The organism is Chitinivibrio alkaliphilus ACht1, from assembly GCF_000474745.1.
Taxonomy (GTDB): Bacteria; Fibrobacterota; Chitinivibrionia; order Chitinivibrionales; family Chitinivibrionaceae; genus Chitinivibrio; species Chitinivibrio alkaliphilus.
The window spans coordinates 22,343-29,162 of sequence record NZ_ASJR01000024.1 but is presented as its reverse complement, the minus strand read 5'-3'; the positions used below and the strand labels follow the sequence as shown (position 1 = coordinate 29,162).

The following is a 6,820-nucleotide window of genomic DNA, read 5'->3' as shown; positions in this document are numbered from 1 at the left end:
AAGTATCTCTCAGTATTTCCTTGGGACAGGAAGGAATATTCTTCTCAGGAATTGTCGTTCGTATCGGCGAAAAAAGCGGTAATCCTCGTCTCTGGGGAGTACGTCTAGATAAAAAGTCTGCCACCCTGGCAAAAAAACTACTTGTGTTTATGCAGGAAGTTGTTTCGTATCGTGAAGATATTAAACATACCGAGGGACGACATATTACCACCCAAGAAGCTGCATCAGAACTTCTTTCAAGCGGCTTATCTCACCCGATTCAATAAGTACTGTACTTCCCCTTCTTTGGTAAGAGGAATAATGTGGTTTTTGTAAAATGCAGTCAGTACTTGTGGAGCAATTCGAACACGAACGTCAGGCTTTGAAACCTCTTGTATCTTTTGTACCTTCTCCTCTACTCTCTGTAGAATAGCATTCTCCACGGACTGGCGTGTCAGATGTTCCCACAGCCCTGTACGATCCTTTGCCATAATAAGAGCATCATACACTTCAGGATCTGCTTGATACTTCGCTTCCGCAACAAAGAAAGCGCCAAAGTGGATACGGCGGGAGAGAGCCTGCAGACAGAAAATATCCAGCTCAACGGTTGTACCGTACTCACCGTCATCTTTCTTGGAAAGGCCTGTAAACACAAAATCATCGAGATAGGCTTGGCGTATTTTTTTTGTAACATTTATGCTATTGTAGTCTTCAATATACAGGCCCACATCGGTGGTATCCTTGAGGGACTCTGCCGGTTCGGGAAGCTCGGAGAAAAAGGGGCGCTCTTCAGGCACTCGAAACCGTCCCAAAACAGCATCTGTTTCCTCTGAAAAGCGATGCTTATACGTAAGAAGAGAATCTTCATTGCTCCAGCGAAAATCGAAACGTCCTTCTTCATAGACAGCACGGTTTTGGGCATACTGAGCACGATCAATACACCGAAAAATAATGGTATCTTCAAGAGCCTCCAACTGTTTTGCAATGTCTTGCAAACGAAGTTCCATAGGAAAAACATCCTTTATATAGTTTTAGATTACACCTAAAATAAATTACGATATCCCCCCGTGAAAGCGAAACGGTGAAATGCCGCACTCTTTATTGTTATACGTGAATATAATAACCTCTTTATCATTATTTTTGCAGTGGAAAAAGGTGTTGCAATTCGTGCTAATACAAGGTATACTCTTGTTTCATAATACCGTATGTAGAGCTTTTCATTCGAGGTTTCCATGCTTGTTCAGCATCCCTTGGCAGAATTTACCCTTACCATGGCACTCATCCTTATATCACCAATACTTGCACGGCGAATACGTATCCCAGAATTAGTACTCCTTCTCGGCTTTGGTGCCATCTTAGGCCCAAACGGAATTCACCTTCTTGAACGAGGAGATGCGGTACAACTCTATGGCGACATTGGAAAAATCTACATAATGTTTTTGGCAGGCTTAGAAATTGATCATTTCCAGTTTAAAAAAAATGGACATCGTAGCGGCATATTCGGACTGACCACCTTTGCTATCCCGCAAATAGGCGGCACCGTTATTATCTACACCTTTTTTGACTACTCCTTGGGAGCATCCATACTTATTGCAAGCATGTTCGCCTCCCACACGCTTATTGCCTACCCCATAGCTACACGCCTCGGTATCGCACGAAGTGAGCCTGTCTCTATTACCGTAGGAGCAACGGTAATTACCGATACTCTTGCCCTAATTGTATTGGCCATTATTGCCGACACGGCACGTGGTTCAACCCCCGGGGTATTTTTCTGGATTACCATCTTTGGTGGCCTTCTCATCCTCTCTTCAGCCATTTTACTACTCATACCATTTCTGACACGACGCTTTTTTCGCACAGTATCAGAAGAAGGAAATATGCAATTTCTTTTTGTGTTTACTCTCACCTGCGGCTTTTCTTATCTGTCATATTGGGCCCGACTTGAACCTATTATTGGTGCTTTTTTCTGTGGCATCGCTTTCAGTCGTCTTATTCCAGAGCAGAGTGTATTGATGAATAAGATTGAATTTGCTGGAAACACTCTCTTTATCCCCTTCTTTCTGCTTTCCTCGGGAATGCTCATCAGTCCGGCCGTACTCTTTGGAGATACCACAAGTATGACCGTAGCTGCAGCGATGACCCTCACGGTAATTGTATCAAAGTTCCTTGCAAGTCTTGTGGCAGGAACCATTTTTTCATACCCTCCAGCGGCAATACCTCTCATGTTCGGCCTCAGTGTTCCCCAAGCTGCAGCGACACTTGCCGCTGCAATGGTTGGCTTTGAACTAGGAATTTTTGACTCAACCGTTTTAAACGGAACCATGGCAATGATACTTGTCACCTGTCCCCTGGGGTCTTTTTTTGTTGAACGAGCCGGGCGTACCTATGCCCTTTCTCTTGATACTGGAAAAGCTACACCACCGAAGGAAGAACGGGTTTTACTTCCTGTCACGCACACATCATCCGCATCTCACTTACTCGACCTTGCTTTTCTTTATCGCCATAAGGAAAGCACGTACGAGGTACATCCTCTTTCTGTGGTTACTGACGACGGAAGCTCAGATGAAGCGGTTAGCCGTGGTGAATCGCTTCTTGCATACTGTATGAACCACGCAGCCGGAGCAGAGCATCATCTTCACCCGGAGATGCGCCTTACCCAAAACCCCGTAGACGGTATAACCCTTGCCGCACGGGAAATTAGGGCAAGCTTAGTTATTTCTGGATGGTCTGAAGAACACCGGCTTTCATCACGAATTTTCGGCTCCATATCAGGATCTCTCGTGGATACCTGTCCAACCCGCCTTATGTTTGCCCGTATAGTTCGTCCCCTCTCTACAACAAAACGCCTCTTTCTGCTCTTTCCCCCCTTAACTGAAGAACGACCCGATCGTACCCTTATCCTCATGGAAACAAAAAATCTCTCCCAGCAGATTGGAGTATCCATGGAAGTTTACACCGTTGCCTCAAAAGAACACCCTTTTTATGATGAAATAGAAGATATTCTGGGAACTGCGGTAAAAACAACAATTCACACACACCGTAATTGGAGTAGTATTAAACAGAGTATTCTAAACCATCTTACCCATGAAGATACAATACTCACCGCTCTTGAACGGCATCGTGGGCTTCTTTGGTCGCCCGCAGTAGACCGATTTCCTGAGATAATAACCGAGAAATTCCCTCATACAAACATGCTCCTCCTCTATACCCCCTTGACCCCTCTCCCATTTGGAGATACCTCAGAAAACACCACGGAACCACCCCCGTTCTTTGAACCGATTCAAGAACCAACAGGGACTCCCTTGCCCCAAGTTCTCACCGCACTTGCCGAAAACATTTCACCTTCAAAAGAAGACAGCATGGAGCTATTCGGCCTTCTTATGTCATGTGCAGAAGCGTACCCTGTAGAAATATCACCAGGGATCGTACTACTCCATGCGCATACCTGCACAGTGACAACCCCCCGTGTCTTTTTGTTTCATCAAGAAAAGTCAGAAACACTTACTCCCATCGACAAAAAAGTACGGCTTCTGATCATCGTCTTAAACCCATTTTACGGTGATGCGCAACAACATCTTAAAACCCTCGCTCGTATAGCAAGAATTTTTGCACAAAAAGAAAATCAAGAAGCAGTAGAAACATATGCCGATGCTGAAAGCCTCATTTCTCACCTGAAGATTTCCCACGAAAAAGACACGCCATCCCATCTATGAACACAGAAAAAAGCAAGGTCCTAGGTCTTACAAGAAACCGAAGAGATCCCGCGTGAAATCATACACTCTTTCAATCGGCCCATACAATCCTGCGAAGGAGGAGCTACCCCGTGCAGGGGTGATGTAACCCCCATACTTTTCCATTTATGTTCACCCAAGGAGTGATAGGGAAGTAAATAGACTTGTTCAAGACTGGTAAAAGGAGCAAGAAAATCAGCCAAGAGCACTGCATCCTCTTCTGCATCTGAGTATCCCGGAACGACGACATAACGCACCCAAAAGGGAATACCCACCTCCTCAAGATAGCGAGCAAAGGCAAGGGTTTTCTCATTACCCATACCAGTAATCGCATGATGTGCTGCGGAACGGATATGCTTTACATCAAGAATAACAAGGTTGCTATATTGCAACACCGTCTTTACGGAGTGAGTGAGTTTAACAGCCCCTGAAGTATCAATAACTGTATGAATACCCTCTTTTTTGCACAGACGAAAAAGCTCTGCCACAGCCGAAGCTTGACATAAAGGCTCTCCGCCACTCACAGTAATACCGCCACCGGAGGAGTCGTAAAAGGGGCGATACGCTTTTATCTCATCCACAACACTTTTGCAAGAACGCCCCCCTTCTCCATCTGCCACATATCACGATTATGGCAATACACACATCGCAAATGACATCCCTGTAAAAACACGACCGTACGAAGCCCCGGACCGTCTACAGTTCCCATGGTCTCAAAAGAGTGTATTGCTAATTCCATAATTCCTCACCAACAGGCAGACCGGAATCCAGCCTGCCTTAATCCGTACCTGTTACGGTACTCACATGTTACTGTGGAACGTTCTGTTAATAACATCAAGCTGCTGTTCTCGTGTAAGCTTGATAAAATTTACCGCATAGCCAGATACACGAATGGTTAGCTGTGGATATTTCTCTGGATGCTCCATGGCATCGTACAACATATCCCGATCAATAACATTGATATTGATATGGTGTCCATTTTGTATAACATACCCATCAAGAAGGGAAACCAAATTCTCTTCCCGCTGCTGAGCATCCATACCCAATGACTGCGGCTCAATGGAGAAGGTGTAGGAAATACCATCTTGTGCATATTCATACGGAAGCTTTGCCACCGATGCCATAGAAGCCACCGCTCCCTTTTCATCACGTCCATGCATGGGGTTTGCTCCCGGAGCAAAGGGCTCGCCCTCTTTTCTGCCATCGGGTGTATTTCCCGTCTTTTTACCATATACCACATTAGAGGTAATGGTAAGAATAGACATGGTAGGATATGAATCACGGTAGGTTTTGTTCTTTTTTATATTATCCATAAAAAGCTCTACGAGATCTGAGGCTATGGTATCTACCCGATCATCATTATTACCAAATTTAGGGTAGTCTCCTTCAATCTCATAATCGATAACATATCCTGCTTCGTCTCGAATCGTGCGAACCTTAGCATACTTTATTGCCGAGAGTGCATCGGCAACAACAGAAAGTCCTGCTACGCCACAGGCCATGGTACGAGTAACATCTTTGTCGTGAAGGGCCATTTGCAGGGACTCGTAATTATACTTATCATGCATGTAGTGAATTATATTCAAGGCATTCACATAGAGATTACTAATCCATCCAAGGAAATAGTCAAACTTCTCAACAACCTCGTCGTACGACAAGTATTCCGACTGGATAGCTTCAAATTTAGGGCCAACCTGCACTCCGCTCAGCTCATCACGCCCACCGTTAATGGAATACAGCAAGGCCTTTGCCAAATTACAACGTGCGCCAAAAAACTGCATTTGCTTACCTGTCTTCATAGCAGAAACACAACAGGCAATACTGTAATCATCTCCCCAATACGGTCGCATTAACTCATCATTCTCATATTGAATGGAACTGGTATCAATGGAAACACGGGCAGAAAACCGCTTAAACGCTTCAGGAAGATTGGGAGACCACAGTACAGTAAGGTTCGGCTCCGGCGCAGGACCAAGATTATAGAGCGTATGAAGCACACGGAAGGTTGTCTTCGTCACTAAGGAACGACCATCCACCCCCATACCCCCAACACATTCAGTTACCCACGTCGGATCTCCGGAAAAAAGCTCGTTATAGTCCGGTGTTCGGAGAAAGCGAACCATGCGCAACTTCATAACAAAATGATCGATAATCTCTTGAGCAGCCTCTTCTGTTAAGATGCCTGCTGCCATATCACGTTCAAAATAGATATCTAAGAATGCAGAAACACGCCCAAGACTCATGGCGGCCCCATCCTGTTCTTTCACCGCAGCAAGATAGGCAAAATAGGTCCACTGTACAGCCTCTTGTGCACTCTGTGCTGGTCGTGAAATATCAAATCCATAGTACTCGGCCATGGTAATCAATTTTTTCAGGGAACTAATCTGACTGTCCAGCTCTTCCCGTGCACGAATCGTATCTTCCGTAATCACCGCTGTTTTTACAGAACTTTTTTGCTCACGCTTATCTTGAATAAGACGATCAACACCATATAAAGCAACCCGGCGATAATCACCAATAATGCGTCCACGACTGTAGCCGTCAGGCAACCCGGTAATAATACCAGCTCGGCGTGCATCCCGAATCTCTTGGGTATACGCTGAAAACACCCCATCATTATGGGTTTTACGATACGCACTAAAGGTTTTCTCCACATCAGGATCAAGTTCATATCCATATGATTTACATGCTTTTGCAACCGTACGAACTCCTCCTTGAGGCATAATAGCACGTTTGAGGGGTTCATCAGTTTGTAGCCCCACAATAACTTCTTTGTCTCGATCGATATATCCGGCGGGAAACGCATCAACCCCCGCAACGGTTTTCGTATCAATTGAAAGAGTGCCTCCTTTTTGACTTTCTTCACTAAGAAGAGAAAGAACCTGATCCCACAAGGCGACAGTCTGAGGCGTTGGGGAGGTCAAAAACGAAGCATCACCCCGATATTCTGTATAATTTTTCTGGATAAAATCACGGACATCGACTCGTTCGGTCCAGTGCCCTACGGTAAATCCTGAATAAGTATTCCGCAGCTCTTCTTCATTTATCATCAGTGCTTTTAGCATTGGTACCTCGCTCAAAAAAAGAAAAATACAACACGTTGTTAGATA

General features: G+C 45.0%; 6 protein-coding genes. 2 read left to right on the top strand and 4 right to left on the bottom strand.

What is annotated here, in order from left to right; all coding sequences use genetic code 11:
- A partial coding sequence (locus tag CALK_RS13060; protein ID WP_034637850.1) for a hypothetical protein occupies nucleotides 1-266 on the top strand: 266 nt, incomplete at its 5' end.
- On the opposite strand, the gene CALK_RS10010 is transcribed toward CALK_RS13060, so the two are convergent.
- On the bottom strand, nucleotides 246-986 hold the full coding sequence (locus CALK_RS10010; protein ID WP_022637553.1) for a chorismate mutase: 741 nt from the start codon (nucleotides 984-986) through the stop codon (nucleotides 246-248). The two genes, CALK_RS13060 and CALK_RS10010, sit on opposite strands and share 21 nt — an antisense overlap.
- A 225-nt stretch (nucleotides 987-1,211) precedes the next feature.
- Between CALK_RS10010 and CALK_RS10005 the strand changes: the two genes are divergently transcribed.
- Entirely contained in the window at nucleotides 1,212-3,692 is a 2,481-nt protein-coding gene (locus CALK_RS10005) for a cation:proton antiporter domain-containing protein (protein ID WP_022637551.1), read from the top strand.
- Nucleotides 3,693-3,712: 20 nt separating this feature from the next.
- Here the strand turns inward: CALK_RS10005 and CALK_RS10000 are convergent, their stop codons facing one another.
- From CALK_RS10000 to pflB, 3 genes are all read right to left on the bottom strand, one after another.
- A complete protein-coding gene (locus CALK_RS10000; protein ID WP_022637550.1) occupies nucleotides 3,713-4,291 on the bottom strand; it encodes a radical SAM protein in 579 nt (192 codons plus the stop codon).
- Nucleotides 4,279-4,449: a 4Fe-4S cluster-binding domain-containing protein gene (locus CALK_RS13375; protein ID WP_204365312.1), complete on the bottom strand. Its 171-nt coding sequence runs from the start codon at nucleotides 4,447-4,449 to the stop codon at nucleotides 4,279-4,281. Before CALK_RS13375 ends, CALK_RS10000 begins: the two co-directional genes overlap by 13 nt.
- A gap of 61 nt (nucleotides 4,450-4,510) precedes the next feature.
- Nucleotides 4,511-6,775, bottom strand: a complete 2,265-nt coding sequence (gene pflB, locus CALK_RS09995) for a formate C-acetyltransferase (RefSeq protein WP_022637549.1) — start codon at nucleotides 6,773-6,775, stop codon at nucleotides 4,511-4,513.
- Nucleotides 6,776-6,820 lie beyond the last annotated feature (45 nt).

What these genes read in the sequence shown, in the direction of transcription:
- pflB (WP_022637549.1), bottom strand. Translation starts at nt 6,775, where the DNA reads ATGCTAAAAGCACTGATGATAAATGAAGAAGAGCTGCGGAATACTTAT.
- CALK_RS13375 (WP_204365312.1), bottom strand. Translation starts at nt 4,449, where the DNA reads ATGGAATTAGCAATACACTCTTTTGAGACCATGGGAACTGTAGACGGT.
- CALK_RS10010 (WP_022637553.1), bottom strand. Translation starts at nt 986, where the DNA reads ATGGAACTTCGTTTGCAAGACATTGCAAAACAGTTGGAGGCTCTTGAA.
- CALK_RS10005 (WP_022637551.1), top strand. Translation starts at nt 1,212, where the DNA reads ATGCTTGTTCAGCATCCCTTGGCAGAATTTACCCTTACCATGGCACTC.